This window comes from Cyanobacterium sp. uoEpiScrs1 (assembly GCF_947331815.1).
Classification (GTDB): domain Bacteria; phylum Cyanobacteriota; class Cyanobacteriia; order Cyanobacteriales; family Microcystaceae; genus Rippkaea.
The window spans coordinates 1,481,122-1,502,120 of the sequence record NZ_OX373462.1; the positions used below are offsets into that span (position 1 = coordinate 1,481,122).

General features: G+C 34.3%; 14 protein-coding genes and 1 pseudogene. 12 read left to right on the plus strand and 3 right to left on the minus strand.

Going from position 1 to position 20,999, the window contains the following annotated elements; genetic code table 11:
* Positions 1 to 59 precede the first annotated feature (59 nt).
* Complete coding sequence (locus tag OXU93_RS05190) at positions 60 to 1,607, minus strand: ammonium transporter (RefSeq protein WP_267382987.1); 1,548 nt, start codon at positions 1,605 to 1,607, stop codon at positions 60 to 62.
* 233 nt (positions 1,608 to 1,840) lie between these two features.
* Between OXU93_RS05190 and ribD the strand changes: the two genes are divergently transcribed.
* The 5 genes from ribD (at position 1,841) to OXU93_RS05215 (ending at position 8,846) form a co-directional block, all read left to right on the plus strand.
* Positions 1,841 to 2,923 (plus strand): bifunctional diaminohydroxyphosphoribosylaminopyrimidine deaminase/5-amino-6-(5-phosphoribosylamino)uracil reductase RibD, encoded by a 1,083-nt coding sequence (ribD, locus tag OXU93_RS05195; protein WP_267382989.1) that lies wholly within the window; start codon positions 1,841 to 1,843, stop codon positions 2,921 to 2,923.
* 1,248 nt (positions 2,924 to 4,171) lie between these two features.
* The gene (rpmG, locus tag OXU93_RS05200) at positions 4,172 to 4,366 is read left to right on the plus strand and encodes a 50S ribosomal protein L33 (RefSeq protein WP_267382992.1); all 195 of its coding nucleotides are present in this window, start codon (positions 4,172 to 4,174) and stop codon (positions 4,364 to 4,366) included.
* Between the two features lie 43 nt (positions 4,367 to 4,409).
* Positions 4,410 to 4,625 carry a 30S ribosomal protein S18 gene (gene rpsR / locus OXU93_RS05205; RefSeq protein WP_267382995.1) on the plus strand — a complete coding sequence of 72 codons (216 nt, stop codon included), beginning with the start codon at positions 4,410 to 4,412 and terminating at the stop codon, positions 4,623 to 4,625.
* Positions 4,626 to 4,893: 268 nt separating this feature from the next.
* Positions 4,894 to 6,888 (plus strand): ribonuclease catalytic domain-containing protein, encoded by a 1,995-nt coding sequence (locus OXU93_RS05210; RefSeq protein ID WP_267384807.1) that lies wholly within the window; start codon positions 4,894 to 4,896, stop codon positions 6,886 to 6,888.
* 1,304 nt (positions 6,889 to 8,192) lie between these two features.
* On the plus strand, positions 8,193 to 8,846 hold the full coding sequence (locus tag OXU93_RS05215; protein WP_267382997.1) for a DUF3386 domain-containing protein: 654 nt from the start codon (positions 8,193 to 8,195) through the stop codon (positions 8,844 to 8,846).
* A 1,006-nt stretch (positions 8,847 to 9,852) separates the two neighbouring features.
* On the opposite strand, the gene OXU93_RS05220 is transcribed toward OXU93_RS05215, so the two are convergent.
* Positions 9,853 to 10,128, minus strand: coding sequence for a hypothetical protein (locus tag OXU93_RS05220; RefSeq protein WP_267382998.1), 276 nt, complete (start codon positions 10,126 to 10,128; stop codon positions 9,853 to 9,855).
* 1,162 nt (positions 10,129 to 11,290) lie between these two features.
* Between OXU93_RS05220 and hemC the strand changes: the two genes are divergently transcribed.
* Positions 11,291 to 12,247, plus strand: a complete 957-nt coding sequence (gene hemC / locus OXU93_RS05225; protein ID WP_267383000.1) for a hydroxymethylbilane synthase — start codon at positions 11,291 to 11,293, stop codon at positions 12,245 to 12,247.
* 129 nt (positions 12,248 to 12,376) lie between these two features.
* Here hemC and hemF read toward each other — a convergent pair whose 3' ends face one another.
* Positions 12,377 to 13,408, minus strand: coding sequence for an oxygen-dependent coproporphyrinogen oxidase (gene hemF, locus OXU93_RS05230; protein WP_267383002.1), 1,032 nt, complete (start codon positions 13,406 to 13,408; stop codon positions 12,377 to 12,379).
* Positions 13,409 to 14,629: 1,221 nt separating this feature from the next.
* Here hemF and zds point away from each other — a divergent pair.
* The 6 genes and pseudogenes from zds (at position 14,630) to ilvB (ending at position 20,881) form a co-directional block, all read left to right on the plus strand.
* Positions 14,630 to 16,057 carry a 9,9'-di-cis-zeta-carotene desaturase gene (zds, locus tag OXU93_RS05235; protein ID WP_267383004.1) on the plus strand — a complete coding sequence of 476 codons (1,428 nt, stop codon included), beginning with the start codon at positions 14,630 to 14,632 and terminating at the stop codon, positions 16,055 to 16,057.
* Positions 16,058 to 16,168: 111 nt separating this feature from the next.
* Positions 16,169 to 16,611, plus strand: a pseudogene (locus OXU93_RS05240) (SRPBCC family protein).
* Positions 16,612 to 16,666: 55 nt separating this feature from the next.
* Positions 16,667 to 17,710, plus strand: coding sequence for a thiamine phosphate synthase (locus OXU93_RS05245; protein WP_267383006.1), 1,044 nt, complete (start codon positions 16,667 to 16,669; stop codon positions 17,708 to 17,710).
* A gap of 65 nt (positions 17,711 to 17,775) precedes the next feature.
* Complete coding sequence (gene thiS, locus OXU93_RS05250) at positions 17,776 to 18,006, plus strand: sulfur carrier protein ThiS (protein WP_267383009.1); 231 nt, start codon at positions 17,776 to 17,778, stop codon at positions 18,004 to 18,006.
* A gap of 15 nt (positions 18,007 to 18,021) precedes the next feature.
* A complete protein-coding gene (locus OXU93_RS05255) occupies positions 18,022 to 18,684 on the plus strand; it encodes a class I SAM-dependent methyltransferase (protein WP_267383011.1) in 663 nt (220 codons plus the stop codon).
* 337 nt (positions 18,685 to 19,021) lie between these two features.
* Complete coding sequence (gene ilvB / locus OXU93_RS05260) at positions 19,022 to 20,881, plus strand: biosynthetic-type acetolactate synthase large subunit (protein ID WP_267383013.1); 1,860 nt, start codon at positions 19,022 to 19,024, stop codon at positions 20,879 to 20,881.
* Positions 20,882 to 20,999: the final 118 nt, after the last annotated feature.

A 20,999-nucleotide genomic window follows, 5' to 3' on the forward strand; every position in this document is an offset into this window, starting at 1 on the left:
GACTTAAAAAAGTCCGCAAAAGCGGACATGATTGATATTTGTCTCAAGAAAAATTCATATTAACCTCTAGGAGCTGTGTCGACATCAATATCGCTATTGATAATCCTTTTTTGCCTAATAAAATTATCGGATTCTTTAACAAAACCATGATATGCTTCCATCCCATGTTTAGTAATATCTAGTCCGTTTATTTCCTCCTCTCTGGTAACACGGATGCCCAAAACAGTCTTAAGAACTATCCAGACTACACTACTAAAAATAATAGTAAAGATTCCAATGGAAAAGATACCAACAATTTGATGAATTAATTGACTAATGCCTCCACCATAAAAAAGACCAACTTTTGTGTTAAAAAGACCAACCGCCAAAGTTCCCCAAATTCCGTTAACTAAGTGGACAGAAATAGTTCCAACAGGATCATCAATTTTCAAAACAGAATCAAAGAAATCAACAGAATAGACGATAATAACTCCAGCCACAGCTCCGATAGCAACAGCTCCAAAATAAGATACTCCATCACAACCAGCAGTAATTCCTACTAAACCGGACAGAACACCATTAATTATCATAGAAAGATCGGGTTTGCCATTCTTAAACCAAGCAACTAAAGTAGCTGCTATACCACCACTAGCTGCAGCTAGGTTAGTAGTAACAGCAATATAAGGCACCATTTCATCAGCTGCCAATTGAGAACCAGAGTTAAACCCGAACCAGCCGATCCAAATAATTAGACAGCCCAGGGTAGCAATACTCATATTGTGCCCAGGAATAGTTTGAGGACGACCACCTACATACTTCCCCATTCGAGGACCAAGAACTGCAGATCCAACCAAAGCAGCCCAACCTCCGACGGAATGAACTACTGTCGAACCAGCAAAATCTTTAAAGTTACTTAACCAACCACCACCCCAAACCCAATGGCCAGTGACAGAATAAGAGAGTGTTACTAACAATAGGCTGAAAATCAAAAAGTCAACAAATTTAACTCGTTCAGCCACAGCACCTGAAACAATAGTGGCTGTAGTTATCGCAAATGCTGCCTGGAACAAAAAGGTAACCGAAATAGGTAGTCCAGCAGGAAAGGGATCAAGTCCATAGGTAGCAGGATTATTACTACTTACAAACCAACCGCCACCTCCGATAATAGGGTTGTCTGGACTACCAAACATCAGAGAAAATCCGATTGCCCAATAAGCGATGATTACTAAGGCTAAAATGATAAGATTTCTTGAGAGGGTATTAACGGCATTTTTACGATGACAAAAACCTGTTTCGAGCATCCCGAAACCTGCATTCATACAAATGACTAAAATGGAGGCAACTAATACCCAAATAGTATTAAGAGTTCCCTGAAGGGTTGCGATATTGGCATTAATGTTTTCAATAGTAATTTCGGTAATTTTCGTATCTTGTGCGGCCGTTGCCTTGTGCCAAACGATAACAAGAACGGAAGTTAAAGGGATACAAGCTAGCCAATAGGAGGACAAAAGATGGGGAGTAAATTTGAATGAGCCCCAATGGGATACATCCCATAAACAAGGAGAAGTCTTAGAAACAGCTTTAATCGTTCTTACTGATCGCATTTTAGTTAGTATTCGATGAGACATCTCATTGAGCCAACTTGACTCTATCCATGTCGGACATGATAGTGAGATTGTTCAATAAAATCAGTAAATATTTGTATGTTATTACTGCTGCCTTTCTTTGGCCTTATTTTATTATCCAAACTCTAAAATACTACCGACAAATCTTTTTAATATAGCAGATTAAAATTAGATTTACCTAAATTTATGTTTGACCAACCTGAAAATTGTTATAAATTTTTGACCATAACGAAATCATGAATCAGTCAGACTTCGACAAAAAAATAATGCAGCGATGCTTGCAGTTAGCCCAGCAAGGATCAGGACAAACTTCACCAAATCCTTTAGTGGGAGCAGTAATTGTTCAAAACTGGGAAATAGTTGGGGAAGGTTTTCACCCAAAAGCAGGAGCTTCTCATGCTGAAATTTTTGCTTTACAGAATGCCCAAGAAAAAGCAAAAGAAGCAACAGTCTATGTTAATCTCGAACCCTGTAATCATTATGGTCTGACTCCTCCGTGTACAGAGGCTTTGATTAAAGCAGGCGTTAAAAAAGTAGTTATTGGTATGGTTGATCCTAATCCTTTAGTTTCAGGAAAAGGAATCGAAAAACTCAAACAAAGTGGGATTGAGGTAGTAATTGGAGTAGAAGAAGCCGCTTGTCGTCAGTTGAATGAAGCCTTTATTTATCGTATTTTACATCAACAACCATTGGGTATTTTAAAGTATGCTATGACTCTCGATGGTAAAATTGCTACGACAACAGGTCATAGTACTTGGGTAACGGGGAAATCATCACGTCAGTTGGTTCATAAAGTTAGAGCATCCTGTGATGCAGTGGTAGTAGGGGGTAATACAGTACGACAAGATAACCCTAATTTAACCACCCATCAGGTAGTGGGATCTAACCCTTTACGAGTGGTAATGAGTCGTAATCTTGATTTACCCCTTCAAGCTAATCTTTGGCAAACAGATATTGCCCCTACGTTAGTCTTTACAGAAATAAATAGTAATCCTATGTTTCGGAAAAAATTAGGTCATAAAGGAGTCGAAGTAATTGAATTAATGTCCTTAACTCCATTAGAGGTAATGAAAGTTCTTTACCAAAAAGAATTATCCAGTGTTCTATGGGAATGTGGAGGAACATTAGCAGCGCAAGCGATTGCTGATGGGGTAATTCAAAAAATTATGGCTTTTATTGCTCCTAAAATTATTGGTGGACCAACAGCTCCTTCGCCAATAGGAGAGTTGGGATTAAAACAGATGAATAAAGCATTAGAAATACAAAGAATGACTTTAAGTAAAATTGATCAAGATATTTTAATTGAAGGATATTTGTAAATTGTAAATTAATATTTTATAAATATAGTTATTTTGCACTGACTATAGTTAATCATTGATTAATATTTTTTAACTATATTTTTATTTAGCAATTAAAGTAAATTTTAAATTCATATTATACTTTAATTAGGATTGAATTCGCTAATAATATCAAGCAAATTTATTTGAATTTTATTGATTATGATCCAAAAAATAGATTAAATATTTACGTTTTTTAAATGATTAATATTTGTTGTTTCTACAATTTATATCTTGAACTATTCATAATTGTTATGATATAGTTAGTTCATAGTAAAACACAGTAAAAAACTAATACTGTAATACTTTTTGCTAAAACCAATATATTTTTTTAGAACTTGAAAGTTTTAGAAATATTCTTTATATATATTAAACATAATCTAACGGCAAAAATATAATCATTACAATACTATAACAGTATACTCTATAAGTCTGTTTTACTATATAATTAATAGTAATTTTACAATATATTTGTACTATAATATCATCCTTTTTAAGAAGTATTCATTACTTATTTATATGGACAGGTTAGTATATTATTTGATATGCTAGTGAACTAAGCTTTTATGTTTAACAACTTAAATTAGTGTTGGCTTTAAAAAGCTGATGTTATTAATAGTTTTACATTAAAGTACTTATTATTGATTAGCTAAAAAAATATTTATTCAAAAAATGAACAATTAAAAAAATACAAATAATCGACCAGCACAGATGAGACTATATAATATAATTTTTAGTTAGGTTTTGTTTTACAATTTTATATTTTTATTTAATAAACTGTTAACTAATCAATAGATAAGCATAAAGCTACTTTATAGTGCAGTTTTAATTTTTGCTATCAATATAAACAGCATTATAAAACTTAGATATTTTCAGTTATTAGACTTATTTGAAAATTTACTCCCTGATGGAGTAGTCAAAATGTTTCTTTATCAAGAAAATAGTTGTGTAGCAGTATTTTCCAAAATTTGTACAAGGATATCTACTCTATAAAAAATTCTGGTAATGTTTTCCGTAGAATTCATTATTCTTTGACCAGTGACGGAAGTATAAAAGGAGAGAGGAATATTACCAGAATCTGTCCTTTATCTGTGGCTACACAGATGAGTAGTTAGAAATATGTAATTTAAAATCTTTTATCCAAAGTAAAGATTATCCACTCTTGGCAAATTAAGAGTTAATGTGAGAGAATAGATATTTGTGTTTCAAATTAAACTGCTAGTATAGATCATGGCTGCTAAGAAAGGAGTACGCATCGTTATTACTTTAGAATGCACTGAGTGTAGGACGAATACAGACAAGCGTTCACCAGGAGTTTCTCGCTATACCACAAGTAAGAATCGCCGTAATACTACGGGAAGAATGGAAATTAGGAAGTTCTGTCCCCATTGTAATGCTCACACCATACATAAAGAAATTAAATAATCATCAGCTACCGTAAAATCTATAAAAAGTTAAAGCAACAAAAATGAGTTACTATCGTAAGCGTCTTTCTCCCATTTCTCCGAGTCAACCGATTGACTACAAAGACACAGAACTCCTAAGAAAGTTCATCACGGAACGAGGAAAAATTTTACCTCGACGGATTACAGGATTGACAGCAAAACAGCAACGAGACTTAACTACTGCTGTAAAAAGAGCTAGACTTATTGCTTTGTTACCCTTTGTGAACAAAGAGGCATAAGGTTAAAGCCATCACTCAGAACTTCGTTAACTTAAGCAAGAGATAGAGTGGGGCTTAGTCTTCGTTCTACATAACGAAGTTAGTCGACTTGATATAGGAGTAGGCACAGCAAAAAAGATCATACAAATCTTCCTAAGAATCTATAATTCCATTGATGTTAATTTTGAGCTTAGAAATCATAATCTAAAACTGTCGAGCTAGACTAAATAATAGGAGCATGGGACTCCTAAATCAAGGAGTAATATTAATAATCAAGGCAGCAAAGCGGGTGGAAAAAGGAAAGCTCATTGAATTTAGGGTACAAGGGGAACGTCGTATTGCAGTCGTTGATCGCCCGGAAGGGAAAAAAGATTGGATGGTTATTGATGTTGAAGGTCAATCCTATAAAATTCGACCTCAAAGAATAGAATACGAAATAAATGGTAGTTCCTACACAATTGGAGATATTCCTCAATTTTTGCAGGAAGTTGAACTCTACCTCGATCTCTCTAGTTTAGAAGTAGCTTGGGAGTTGTTAGTAGAGGGTGGACAGAGCGTAACTCCTTCTGAAATGGCACAATTATTATTCTCTGAAGCTTCTCCAGTCCACTGTTACGCGGCGCATAGCTTATTATGTGATGATAAAATATACTTTAAGAAAAAAGGGAATAGTTATGAACCGAGAACTAGTGGTCAAGTTGAAGAAATTAAACATCAATTAGAGGTTGAACGGCAACGTCAGCAAGAAAAGGAAGTATTCTATAGTAATATCGAAAAAGCTCTGGCAAAACAGAAGATTTATTGGACAGACAGTGATCGTAATCGTTTGGAATTGTTAGAACGGTTGGTTTTGCAGCCGGAACAAACTCACCGTAATGCTCAAGATATTTTGGATGAAATTGGACAATCTCCTACTCCGGAAGGAGCTTTTGAATTATTAGTAGAGTTAGGATGGTGGAGTCGTAACGAAAATCTATTTTTAAGACGTAGCTCTTATCCAGTTCAATTTTCTAGAAAGGTACTTGACGTGGTGCAATTCTATTTAAAAACCCCTCCTCCTGATCAAGACAGTGATCGTCTTGATCTAACCCATCTCAAAGTGTACACCATCGATGATGAAAGTACTGAAGAAATTGACGACGGGTTGAGTGTAGAATTCTTAGATGATGATCAAATCAAACTCTGGATTCATATCGCTGATCCAACTCGTCTAGTGACTCCAGGAGACGAATTGGACTTGGAGGCGAGGAAACGAAGTACTACTCTCTATTTACCTACGGGCATGATTTCCATGTTTCCCATAGAATTGGCAACTGGACCAATGAGTTTACGCCAGGGACAAATTTGTCCTGCTTTGAGTTTTGGTGTAATTTTAGATGATAAGGGAGCAGTTCTTGATTATTCGATCCATGCCAGTTTAATTAAGCCAACTTATCGTCTCACATATCATGATGTGGATGAGATGTTTCACTTAGCCATTAAAGCTGAGCCAGAGATCCCTATCTTAGCTAACGCCTCCAAGCAGCGACACCAATGGCGGAAGTCGCAAGGGTCTATTACTATTAAGATGCCAGAAGCAGTTATTAAGGTTAAATCTGAGGATGATATCGTAATTGAATTAATTGATAGTTCCAGATCAAGACAATTAGTAGCGGAAATGATGATTTTAGCTGGGGAAGTAGCTGGGCATTATTGTCAAAAACATGGTTTACCAGTTCCGTTTAGAGGACAGCCCCAACCAGAATTGCCTCCAGAAGAAGAATTGCTTTTATTACCACCAGGACCTGTGAGGGCTTGTGCTTTACGCCGTTGTATGCCTCGTAGTGAGATTGGAACTTTGCCTAACCGACATGCAAGTCTAGGCTTAGATACTTATACTCAAGTAACCTCGCCTATTCGTCGTTATACAGATCTGCTAACTCATTTTCAACTTAAGGCACATTTGCGGGGTGATCCCTTCCCATTCCCTCTTGACGTTATGCAACGGATTATTTATAGTGTGACTTTATCGGCTCAAGAGGCGACGTCAGTAGAACGACAAACTAATCGTTATTGGGGCTTAGAGTTTTTGCGACGTAATGCTGATCAAATTTGGCAGGGAGTAGTTTTGCGCTGGTTGCGTGAAGATGAGAATTTAGGAATTTTGTTACTTGAAGAATTAGGATTAGAATTGCCTCATCGTTTTGAAAGGGCTGTGTCTTTAGGTGATCGCCTGTTAGTTCAGGTTAGTCGTTCCGATCCTCACCGTGATGAGATTCGCTTTCGAGAGATACTCGAACATTAAGTTTAGTCGAGCTTGATTTAAAGTTACGATTTAAAATGCATAAAAATCTCAATTTCATTCGAGCCAAACTGTTAGTTTGAATAGGAACTATTTTAGTCTATATAGACAACTCGTTTAGGTATCAGAAGCGTATAATTTGCAATATGTATTTTAACATTTATTTAGATACGAATAATCTACAAATTAACTATTTAGCTATTTATTAATTAAAATTGTCGATCCTTATATAACTTTTTTTTATTTTCAACTGAAATATTTTCAATTACTTTAGATATAAAAGTTTTTTTGAGCTAGTGATATTCAGAAAATATGCAGCGATTTATTCTTGATAATTGTCAAGCTTATAAAATAAAAAATATGCTACAATTTAAACATTAACAAATGTTATTTAATCACATTGAAATTTTTACTAATTTATAGTATGGTGATGAAAATCAATAGTTAATTTAGCTTTTAGTTAAAAGTTTCAAAGCGAAGACAATAATCAAACTGAAAATACCATATCTAGATAAATTGATTTGGATAAAACGATATTCACAAAATATTTGCCGTTCCTAATTTGTAGGATAGAAAAATAAAATTTAATAATCAAAACTTGTATTAATAAGTAATAGATCAAAAATTTTTAACAAGTTTAGAGCTTAGTATTCCTTTAATTTTAATTAGAATCAATACCGTTATCATTCAAGGAAGTATAGTAAAAACTATAATCGTTGCCGGACAAACAATACAAAAAATTAACGTCATTCTTAAATTTAATTATAAACGGAAATACAAGGAAGTTAAAGAAAGATAGGGTTAGGCGAACCTAACATGTAGTATCTTTACGAAGATATCTAATATATAATTATTCCAAACTATTAGACTACAATTATATTCTAATTACTAACGCCATAATGATTAATAATTATAAATTATTTTTAAAGAAACAATATAATTTAATTTTTTATAACTAAAAAATGAGTGGGACAATCATTTAAAAAAATTCTGAAATCAGGATAAGCTTATAATTGATTAAGTCCTTTTTATAGCTAATAAATGAGCAATCATAATATTTAAACAACAAGTCTTCTATCAAGCAATAGAAAATTCACAGTAAAAAGCACAAACTGCTTTGCAGACTCCGAACTAGATTACTAAAGCAATTGTTTCTCTTTCTAGACTGTTGCAAACTGAATGAGGTTTAACAAGAGCTTCTGATGCTAGTATGCCAATAATTAAGAAAAAATAGACTGTAAAGACTTTTGTTAGTTTACAGATTAGCCACTAACTATTAGACTCACTAACTGTTTAGGAAATATCAAATGACAAGTTACACAACAACGATTACCGAAGCTAGAGAATTATTTCGTGCTGCCTATGAAAATCGCTACACTTGGGATAAGACTTTTCCAGGATATATAGCAGATGTGACTTATCAACGAAAAGATCAAATTTTTACTGGCCAAGTTCGAGTCAATCAGAATCTCAGTGCCGAGGTTTTAAACGTTGATGATCACGAAATAAAAAAAGAACTTCATTATCAACTATGGGAAATTGCTATTCATCGTATTCGTCGAGATTTTGAGGACACTCACGGACAAAATATTTTTACATATGGAAAAATGGATGATACTGGTGCAGTAGAACTTCTTGTTAGTGGTAAATCCAAAGGAGATAGCTACAAAGTTCGCAACAATGAAGTGTGTTATGTTCATCGTCATATTGATGGTATCGTTGTTACAATCAATACCTTTAGTAGCCATGATACAGGTGAAGGCTATTTATCTCATCGTTATAATTCTGTTTGCCACGATGTCAAAACTGGGGAACTAAAGGGTGAAACAAATTATTTTGAGGATAATTATGAAAAAGTAGACATTTATTACATTCTTACCAATCGTATTATTCAAACTAAAGAACAAGGACAGATAATGATCAAAGCATTTAACTTTTCTAATATTCAGTTATTAAACTGATAATAACTGGACTTATATTCTAGACTTAAATATTACGATATACATGCTCTATAAAAACCCACCTTAGCACTGATGGCTAAGGTGGGTTTTTATAGAAAATATTCAAAATTTTAATTGCTAATCTAAAGAGAGGAGATCACCAATCAAATACATAAGAGCTTAAATCTTCATAATGTCTATTTTTTTAATATCCTAATTTTAGGAATGTATTTAAAAAAAAGAAACGGTATCCAATAAAATTTTATAAAAGTAATTACATAGTAATTTTAGACAAAAACTATATCGATTTGTATTTAACTGTTTAAATACAAAATTATCTATTTTCTGCATCTAGATTAGAACTGGCTAACCCTCAATTTTATCCCTAAAAACGATAATATATAAATCGTAGATAAATTTAATATTTTCATGATCTTAAGATAATTATTGTGAATAATCAAAAGTATTGTATATTATCTTAATTAATTTAAAACAGATAATTTTATCTGATAATATAATAATTAGTATTGTCTAACTTAGGTCTCTGATTTTGAATAATATAAACCTTGTTTTTCTGTTAGATACTCTGAGCAGTGATAAATAATTGTAGTACTACTAAAAACTAGCATAATTATCTTCTTTGATAAATTTTAATAACCTGAAATATTAATTAACTTGTTCTTTGTCTTTAACACTAGAAAATAATCTAAATATTCTTTTAGAAAAATGTGTCATAAGTTATAACAAATAATATAGCATTCTCTGCTTCTTCATTATCCCACGCAACGAACGATTAAGATTAAACTAAATAGAATGAGGGGGAAATAGATATTTATTCCTCATTCTATTTAGTTTAATCAATTAGCAGTGACGACAAAAAATAGTTTTTTCTCGGGTTGTACCATAACACCACCTATTTATGATTAGGAAATTAGGATAGACTTACATATTGTCTTAGGATAATGTTATTACCTATTTTTATTAACTAATTACCTAGTCAATAGTGATATAACTAAATAAAGATTGCTCACTTCCTTGATTCAGCTTCGGAAAAGAATCCTGGGACCCTTCCTGTTGATGCTGCGCCATCTTTCTGAGAAAGAATTACAACACTAATCTGATCGCTCATCACAGCAACTTTTTTTTCCGTGTGTTTTTCGCAAGTTAATTCAATTAACTCAGGAGTTGGGGAACGCATAGCAGAAATAATTTTCTTATATAGAAAATCCGCGTCCTCTGCTTCTTTGCGCTGAACGGAAATAGGAATAGATGTATATTTTAGGGTTAGGTCAATACTAATCATGAATACTCTTAACTACGAGGATATCTTTTTGATTATCTGACATAATTGCTCTTTCTCTCCAGAACCAACAGCTAGGGAATAATCTTAATCTTTTATTAAAACTCTAGGGAAAACTACTATATTTTATCCTGGAGAGATATAACTTGAAAAAGTAAAGATTTCTTACAATTTCTTAAGTATTCTTATAAAGTTAAGCCTCTTTGAAGCAAAAGTGTAGATGATTCTTAAACTTTTTCCTCAATATCCTTAACAAGGACTTGGAGATTTGGAGATTCATCGTATAGTTACTATAACTATAGTGGACAGATATGTTTAACGGAAGAGAAAATTTAAAATTTCTTATCTAGTCAATTTTCATTGTTATAATCTCATTAAGTTTTTCTGTTTCTATTTCTGTTTCTATTACGGTGTTCATTTAGTTTGTTACAGTTTATAATGATATAACCTATGATTTATCATTAATTCTAACATAGCTTAAATTTATTGCTTGACTCTAGTCTTTTAAGGAATTAGCAGTTGTATCCTCAATCCATGTCACATGGATAAAAGTTATCGGAGTTATTGACCATACGTTATTGTGTGTCATTCGCGGCGCGGTTTAGGAAAATATCCTGTTTAAAAATGGAAAACAGATAGATTCTTTACAAGACTAAAATTATACTAACTTGTGTGCAAAACATATTAGTTCTTAATTCAATGAAGATATATTTTAGAATTAACTAGTATTCATTAGCTCTTTATATTTTTAGTAAATCTACTATTTTATTTGAATCTAATCTAATCATATTATATAATTACTTCTTAATTATTATTTGAGTTTAATTTTTTTGTTGATTTTAATTGTTAAATAGGCTTATATATTTTTATAATTATTGGACTAACTTTTTTAGAGCTGTTTGTATTTTATTCACTTAACTATACTTTATTTTTACGTAAATAATCTGAATTACAGGACAATAAATATTTATATTGCATCAAAATTATGATTGTATGGACAAAATATCATATATCAGCAGATACCGATTACAGCATATAGTTCCTGTATCCTTTCCCTTTCCTAACTTTTTTCTATGTTAGTCAATGTCTTGTGTATAATTGTCTGCGTGTAGCATATAAGGTGAACATCTATTTTACACACCTCCTAAGTTAATTAGAAATCTTTATGGTAGTTTTTATTCCAGATCGCCCTATTCGTATTGGTTCACGTAAAAGCCAATTAGCCTTAGTGCAAACCTATTGGGTACAAAAAAAACTGCAAAGTTACTATCCTGAACGTCAATTTCAGGTGAAAACTATGAGTACTCAAGGTGATAAAATTCTCGATGTTGCTCTAGCTAAAATCGGTGATAAAGGATTATTTACTAAGGAATTAGAAGTAGCAATAGAGCAACATCAAGTTGATTTTGCCGTACATTCTCTCAAAGATCTTCCTACTAATCTACCAGACGGTTTAATATTGGGGTGTATTACTGAAAGAATGGATTCGGCTGATGCTGTTGTTTTTAATGAAAAGTATCAGGAAAAACAATTAGAGACTTTACCGAAAGGGGCAGTTGTTGGCACCTCCTCTCTCCGTCGTTTAGCTCAACTACGTTACCATTTTCCTAATTTAAACTTTAAAGATATACGAGGTAATGTTAATACTCGTCTTAGAAAACTTGATGAGGGTGAATATGATGCGATAGTTTTAGCTGTTGCAGGCTTACAGCGTTTAGGTATGAGTGATCGCGTTCATCAAGTTATTAAAAACGAGATTTGTCTCCATGCTGTAGGACAGGGAGCTTTAGGGCTTGAATGTCGTGAGAGGGATGAAGAAATTCTGGATATGCTCAAAGTATTAGAACACAAACCCACTCGTGATCGCTGTTATGCTGAACGAGCACTTTTACGAGAACTTGAAGGTGGCTGTCAGGTTCCGATTGGTGTAAATACAAGTATTGAAGAGGATACTTTAACTTTAACTGGAATGGTAGCTAGTATTGACGGTAAAACTCTAATTAAAGAAACTATTAGTGGACAAAGAGAGTCTGCCGAACAAATAGGACTAAATTTGGCTAACCATTTACGGAATGCTGGTGCGGATCGTATTCTAGCAGAAACTTTCATTCAAATAAAATGAAGATAAAGCGGAATAACGACAGAGTAAAAAAATTATATTTTACTTATAACTCTTCAAGATAGCCCGTAAAATCCAGGTTAACTATGTTAATTACTTCTGTTTAACTCACTTCCGTGCGAACTTTTAATATTAATGCCAATTTGCCCAATCTTGAGGTTTTAAGAAGGTGTCATATAATTCAAATTCAGGAGTGTTCGGTTCAGGAGAATAACAGTATTCCCAACGCACTAAGGGCGGCAACGACATAAGAATTGATTCAGTACGTCCATTGGTTTGTAAACCAAAAATAGTACCACGATCATAGACTAAATTAAATTCTACATATCGTCCCCGTCGATACAATTGAAATTGTCTTTCCCTATCTCCATACTCTTTTCTATGTCGCTTTTCCACGATAGGAATATAAGCAGGTAAAAAGGCTTGTCCACAGCTATTGACAAAAGCAAAAAGGTCTTCCCAAGTGCGGGGTTCCAAAGAAGGTAATTGGTTACTATAAAAAGACGCTGCTTTGTCAGAATAAGGACCGCGATATAAAGGATCTAAGCCATCTTGATAATCGAAAAAAATGCCTCCAACTCCCCGCATTTCTTTCCGATGTTTAAGATAGAAATATTCATCACACCATGGTTTAAATACTGCGTAATATTCTGGATGATGTTTGTCACAAGTTTCTTTAAGAGTCCGGTGAAAATGTGTAACATCTTCAGTAAAAGGATAATAAGGAGTTAAATCAATCCCACCTCCAAACCACCACACGGGACCCGCTTCAAAATAACGATAGTTGAGGTGAACCGTTGGGATATAGGGATTATAGGGATGGAGAACCATAGAAGTCCCCGTAGCATAAAAACTATGCCCTTCAGCTTCTGGCTGTTGTCTCAAAATAGATGAAGGTAACTGTTGTCCCCAAATTTCTGAGAAATTGACCCCACCTTGTTCTAATACATCACCATTACAAAGAACACGAGAACGTCCTCCTCCTCCTTCTTCTTCTCGTTGCCAACTATCTTCACAAAATTGTCCTTTCCCATCAACTTCTTCGAGTTTGGTACAGATCTTATCTTGAAGATTTTTCATAAATTGACTAACTTTTTTCTGTGCATCTTCAGGGGGAAGGGAAGCTCTTTCTCGAATAGTTTGGTTTGTTGTCAGAGGGGTCATGGAGTTTAAAGTTTAGTCTGTTGCACTTTAGCTGTGAGTGGAAAGCGTCTTGATGGAGATTTAGAAAAATATAGCAGGAATTTATTTTTTAGGCATACTTATTTAAGTTCTCTATTGTAGCCTTAGCTCCCTTGGTAGGTACAATTTAAGTCACTATTAATCAATTTACGATTTATTAGGAAGATTAAGCTAGTCATCGACAATGTACCTTAATAGTTAATTATGGCTAGTTCCTGTTAAATATAACAATGAGGTAATGCGAGCAAAACAAACAGACTCATTCCTTTACAACATATTTGACGTATTTTGACTATAAACAATTTTTTATACTCTTTAAAATCTCTAAAAAATAATGGGAGGTTAATTAATTTAGTCTATCTAGTATTTATACTACTGCTGAATAACGAGACAATGAATATAAAAGTTTGATAAATGAATATTCTAAATTTAGAATATTCATTTATCAAACTTTTATTTCTATGGGTAGATTGTAATATATCGTAAGTATTTTGTAAGAATTAGATTTTTTAAAAAATCTGGCAGAGTGAGATAACTATTTATGTAAAATATTCATCAATTTATTTTAGTATTTTTAATATTCGCCAATAATTAAACTAAAAAACATATTGAGTTTTTACTAGAATAAACAATACATTATTACTAAAATTATACAAAAACAATTGATATATCTTTGGAATGCTTCTTATATATTAAAAGACGTATATAAAGAATAAATTAAAACATAATATCGCATTAATATATAATATACTATCCTTCCCCAAGAACTACTCAGTACCATTTAATAGTATCTATTTATATATAAACAAAGAATTTTTTGTTGATGGAGTTATATTATGGCAACCTAAAATATTGTTCATTGTTATATAACATCTTGCCTGTTTTTAACAATCTTAAAAAATACGCAATATTAATCTATATAAGCTCAAAAAAACAAATAGTATTATTTATCTTTTTTAATTAGTATTTATAATGCTGATAATAATGTAAATATGACTGTTCAATTTACATTGAATAAGCCAACTAAATTACACTTAAGCTATATGGAATAAAAGAATAAGAGACATACAAATATTTAACCAATATATATTTTTCTATTGATTAGGGCTCAAAGGACAAAAATAGAAGTACAGTTAATGGGTTGAGCTGTAGCTCATCTATTACAATCTGTATAGATAAAACAAATAAATCAAGGAATATGAAATGCGGGTTTTGATCGTTGGTGCAGGGTTGGCCGGACTAACTACCGCTATTGATTTAGTTGATGCCGGTTGCGAAGTCGAAATCTTTGAGTCTCGTCCCTTTGTTGGGGGCAAAGTAGGAAGTTGGAGAGATGATGAGGGTAATCACCTTGAAATGGGGTTACATGTCTTTTTTGGCTGCTACTATAATCTATTTACCCTGATGGAGAAAGTTGGGGCAATTCAAAATCTACGCCTAAAACAACATATCCATACATTTATTAATGAGGGGGGACGGGCGGAAAAACTAGATTTTCGTTTTCCTACTGGTGCTCCGTTTAATGGGTTAAAAGCTTTTCTTACTACTTCTCAACTCTCTACTTTTGATAAAGTTTTTAACTCTTTAGCCTTGGGAGTTAGTCCTATTATACGAGGATTAATAGATTTTAACGGAGCAATAAAAACTATCAGGGCATTAGACTCCATTAGCTTTGCAGATTGGTTTTGTCAACATGGAGGAAACGAGAATAGTCTAAAACGAATGTGGAACCCCATTGCCTATGCATTAGGATTTATCGATACAGAACATATTTCAGCCCGTTGCATGTTGACAATTTTTCTATTATTTGCCACGAAAACTGAAGCCTCTGTGTTGCGAATGTTGGCAGGTTCTCCTTATAAGTATCTCCATAAACCGATTATTGATTATCTTGAAACGAGAGGAACAAAAATTTATACGCGGCGGCATGTTAGAAACATTTTATTTCAAGAAAATGATGATGAAACTAAAGTAACTGGCTTGATTGTTGCCAATGGAAAAACTGAAGAAACTATTAAAGCGGATACTTATGTCTGTGCCTGTGATGTCCCTGGAATTCAACGACTAATTCCCCAAGAATGGCGTAAATGGTCACTGTTTGACAATATTTATAAGTTAGAGACAGTTCCTGTTGTGACGGTACAATTACGTTTTGATGGTTGGGTAACTGAGTTAAATGATTCTAAAAAACATAAACAATTACAAACAGCAATCGGAATTGATAACTTATTGTATACACCTGATGCAGATTTCTCTTGTTTTGCTGATTTAGCTCTGACGAGTCCTAGAGATTATTATAAGGAAGGACAAGGATCTTTGTTACAATTGGTGCTAACTCCTGGTGATCCATTTATAAAAGAGAAAAATGAGATTATTGCCCATCATATTTTAAATCAAGTCTATAATCTGTTCCCTTCCTCAAGAAAGCTGAAAATGACTTGGTATAGCGTTGTTAAACTAGCACAATCTTTGTATAGAGAATCTCCTGGAGCAGATATTTATCGTCCCACGCAAGATACTCCTTTTTCTAACTTTTTTCTCGCAGGAAGTTATACTCAACAGGATTACATTGATAGTATGGAGGGAGCAACAATTTCAGGAAAACAAGCAGCACAAGCTATTTTAAAATAAAGCATAAAATATTACAGATTATTACCAATCTATCACGACTCTTGAGTATATCCATGATGTTGGCTGTCGCCAACTTTTTCTATTAGCTAATCGTTAATCCTAATTTATAAAATGTCTAATTACTTAGAACATAGTGCTCAAGTTGAAGTAGATGCTTCGATCAACTTGGTTTGGAGTCTTTGGTTAGATCTTGAGCAAATACCTCGTTGGATGAAGTGGATAGATTCAAGTTGAGTATTAGACAATTATCCAGAACTATCACAATGGAAATTAACGACTGGTAGCTTTGAATTTGTTTGGCTACCCCGAATTTTAAAATTAGTTCATAACCAAATTATACAGAGGGAATCTGTTGATGTGCTTCCTAATCATAGAGCAGTTAGATTTTATGCTTGTAATGGAAAAAGTATTGTCCGTTTAACGATAGCTTATACTATTCCTAGCCCATTAGGTAAACTGATAGAAAATTTATTTTTAGTAAAATTGCCGAGTTAACTATTCGAGCTGATTTAGAAAGATTTAAAGAACATACGATAAAACTTAATAGTGATTAAAAATTGTTGCATTCCAACTTATGTTAGAAGTTTAGTAAGTATGAGTTGTTAAATTATGGATATTTTGATAAATAAAGACATCAGCAAAAGCTTATGTATTCCTCGCATTTTAGATGCTAACCTTGACCGTGCTAAAGAAGGATTAAGGACTATAGAAGAATGGTGTCGTTTTGGGCTAGAAAATGGACAGTTGTCCGAAAAATGTAAACAAATACGTCAAGAAATTGCATGTTGGCATTCTCATGAAATACGCTCTGCACGAAATACTCTAGATGATCCTGGTACAGTCCTATCTCATCCGAAAGAAGAAACACGTGAGAGCATTGAACATCTACTACAATCTAATCTATCCCGCGTTCAAGAAGCCTTAAGAGTACTGGAAGAATATGGTAAACTCTACCAAGTTGAAATGGGAATTGCTTTTAAAAATATTCGTTATCAAGTTTATATTCTAGAAAGTAACCTGTTAAATTTTGATCGTTATCAAAAGCTTAAGAAATCTCCACTTTATTTAGTAACCTCTGAGTCAAAAAATCTTTTGTCAGTTGTTGAATCTGCTTTGAAGGGGGGGGTAAATTTAGTTCAATATAGAGCAAAAAATACCGATGATATTGTTAGATTAAAAATTGCCAAAGATATGTGCCAATTGTGCCATGATCATAACAGCTTGTTTATTATAAATGATCGGGTTGATTTGGCATTAGCAGTTAATGCAGATGGGGTACATTTGGGACAACAAGATATGCCTATATCTTTGGCAAGACAAATTTTGGGACCTAACAGAATTATAGGGCGTTCAACTAATAATCCCGAGGAAATGGCTCAAGCAATCAATCAAGGAGCAGACTACATTGGGGTGGGCCCAGTCTATACTACTCCTACTAAACCAGAAAAAATTCCTGTAGGTCTAGAATATGTTGATTATGCCCGAAATAATTCCTCTATTCCTTGGTTTGCTATTGGAGGAATTGATCAAGACAATATTAATAAAGTAATCACTGCAGGAGCTAAACAAGTAGCTGTTGTTCGTGCTATTATGAATGCAGAGAATCCCACTACCATTGCCAAAGAGCTACTTAAAAAACTCACTATCAATTGATTTTAAATATTTAAATAATCTTATATTACATTTTGTTTTGAACTAAATTATTTATAACAGTAATTATGAGCGCCCTATCTCAAATCACCCTACAGGTTAACGGGACACAAACAACTTGTTCTCCCGATATGGTTTTATCAAAACTTTTGGAAAAAATGGGATTAAATCCTCGTTTAATAGCAGTGGAATATAATGGAGAAATCCTACATCGACAATATTGGGATAATACCAAGTTGCAAACGGATGATCGCTTAGAAATTGTTACTATTGTTGGAGGAGGAAGCGATTATTGGTAATTATTAATTTAAGGTATGGCTAATCAAACTCTGGGAATTGAACCAAAGTTATGTGAATATTTACAATTGGTTTCTGTCAGAGAACACAGTATTCTAAAGGAGTTGCGTCAAGAAACCGCTAGCTATCCTATGGCTAGAATGCAAATTGCCCCCGAACAAGGACAATTTATGGCCTTGCTAGTCCAATTAATGAGAGCAAAAAAAACCATAGAGTTAGGAGTATTTAGAGGATATAGCGCATTAGCAGTTGCTTTAGCTCTTCCTGATGACGGTAAAATAATAGCATGTGATACAAGTGAAGAGTACACAACGACCGCACGTCATTACTGGGACAAAGCCGGGGTTTCCCACAAGATAGATTTACGGATAGCTCCAGCTCTAGAAACATTAGATGAACTGATATCTGAAGGGCAAAGTAATACTTTTGACTTTGCTTTTATTGATGCTGACAAAAGCAATTACGATAGTTATTATGAACAGGTTTTAAAACTAGTACGATCTGGAGGATTAATTGCTATTGATAATGTTTTATGGGGAGGAAAGGTTGCTGATAAAGATATTAAGGATAACCGTACAAAAAAAATGCGAGCCTTAAATGAAAAAATTCACAAAGACTTGAGGGTCAATATCAGTTTAATCCCCATTGCTGATGGATTAACCCTATTATTAAAACGATAATCTACATCAAAATGTGGAGCTAAGCGGACATAAAGTCTCAGTTGTTTATAATAATCTTGCATAGCAGTCTAGCTTACTTATGCAACAAAAAATTACAGAATACTATTCTATTTATCGGTTGCCAGAAAATCTAAAAGGATTGATCTTAACCATTAATTTAGAATTTACTTAGTCATTTTTTGAGAGAATACAAACAGTTCTCGACAGGCTAAGAACTTTCTCTTCGATACTTTAGTTAAAGTTTTTAAACTATTTATGCTGATATATACTGTGTTGAATTCAAAATAAGAAAACTAAAATATAAGTTATAGACATAAGTGATAAGACGGTATACCCTGTGGTTTCTTCAACTGAGAAAATAACTTCGACTTTACCTAGTACTCCTCAACGGCGAACAGGAGCTTTTATTCTAATAGATAGCTTAGTTCGTCAGGGAGTCAAATGTATTTTTGGCTATCCGGGAGGAGCAATTCTGCCCATTTATGATGAACTATATAGGGCCGAAACTAGAGGAGATTTACAACATTTCCTGGTGAGACATGAACAGGGAGCCGCTCATGCGGCCGACGGTTATGCCCGTGCAACTGGTAAAGTAGGAGTTTGTTTCGGAACGTCAGGCCCAGGGGCAACAAACCTAGTAACAGGTATTGCAACGGCACACATGGATTCAATTCCAGTGATCATAGTCACTGGGCAAGTGGGACGGGCAGCTATTGGCAGCGATGCCTTTCAAGAAACCGATATTTTCGGCATTACGCTACCTCTAGTGAAACATTCCTATGTAGTTCGTAATGCTCAAGATATGGCTAGGATAGTTGCTGAAGCGTTTCACATTGCCGGTACGGGACGGCCAGGTCCTGTACTAATTGATGTTCCCAAGGATGTGGGTCTTGAAGAATGTGATTATATCCCCGTTGATCTGAAACAGATCAAGCTACCAGGTTATCGTCCTACAGTCAAGGGTAATCCTCGTCAGATTAACGCAGCTTTACGCCTAATTGAAGAAGCTCAACGACCTTTACTTTACGTGGGTGGGGGGGCAATTTCTGCAAATGCTCATGCCCAACTTGAAGAACTAGCCGAGCGATTTCAAATTCCCGTTGCTACTACTCTAATGGGGATCGGAGTATTTGATGAGCATCACTCTCTCTCTGTGGCCATGTTGGGAATGCATGGAACAGCCTATGCTAACTTTGCCGTTAGTGAATGTGACCTTTTAATTGCAGTAGGGGCGAGATTTGATGATCGGGTTACGGGAAAACTCGACGAATTTGCTTCGCATGCAAAGGTTATTCATATTGATATTGATCCGGCAGAGGTGGGCAAAAACCGAACCCCAACTGTTCCTATTGTAGGAGACGTATGTTGTGTTTTGGAACAATTACTAAAAAGAGCTAAAGAATTAAGTTTACCAGCTGATTTGGAACAAACTCAACCCTGGCTAGCTAAAATCGATTGTTGGCGAGTAGAATACCCGTTGGTCGTCCCCCACTATGATCATAGTATCTCACCCCAAGAAGTTATCGCTGAAGTAGCTCATCAGGCTCCTCACGCTTGCTATACAACCGATGTCGGTCAACACCAAATGTGGGCGGCTCAGTTCTTGAAAAATGGTCCTCGTCGTTGGATTTCCAGTGGAGGATTAGGAACTATGGGGTATGGGATACCCGCTGCCATGGGGGCGAAAGTAGCAGTTCCCGATGAAGAGGTAATTTGTATTACTGGGGATGCCAGTTTTCAAATGAATCTTCAAGAATTGGCCTCGATCGCACAATATAAGATCAATGTCAAGACAATTATCATTAATAATGGCTGGCAAGGAATGGTACGTCAATGGCAACAAGCCTTCTTTGGAGAGCGATATTCCTCCTCAAATATGCAAGTTGGAATGCCTAATTTCGAACTCTTAGCCCAAGCATTTGGAGTTAAAGGGATGACTATACGAGAACATTCTCAGTTATCAGAGGCCATAAGCCAAATGATAGCCCATGATGGTCCAGTTTTGATAGATGTTCATGTGACTAAGAATGAGAATTGCTACCCTATGGTGGCTCCGGGGAAGAGTAACGCCCAAATGCTTGGATTACCAAAGCGTAAAACTGTTGACAAGTCAATCACGCCGATATACTGCACCAATTGTGGTGAAAAAAACTTGATTACCAATCATTTTTGTCCTAAATGTGGGACGAAACTGTAAATTTGGTGAGGATTCAAGTTTTTCCCAAACTTCCGGTTACCCTTTCCTTGCTGACTTGGAAAGGGTTTTTGGTCGAGTATTAACAAAACATTCATAAATTTCTATAAGAAGAATATTT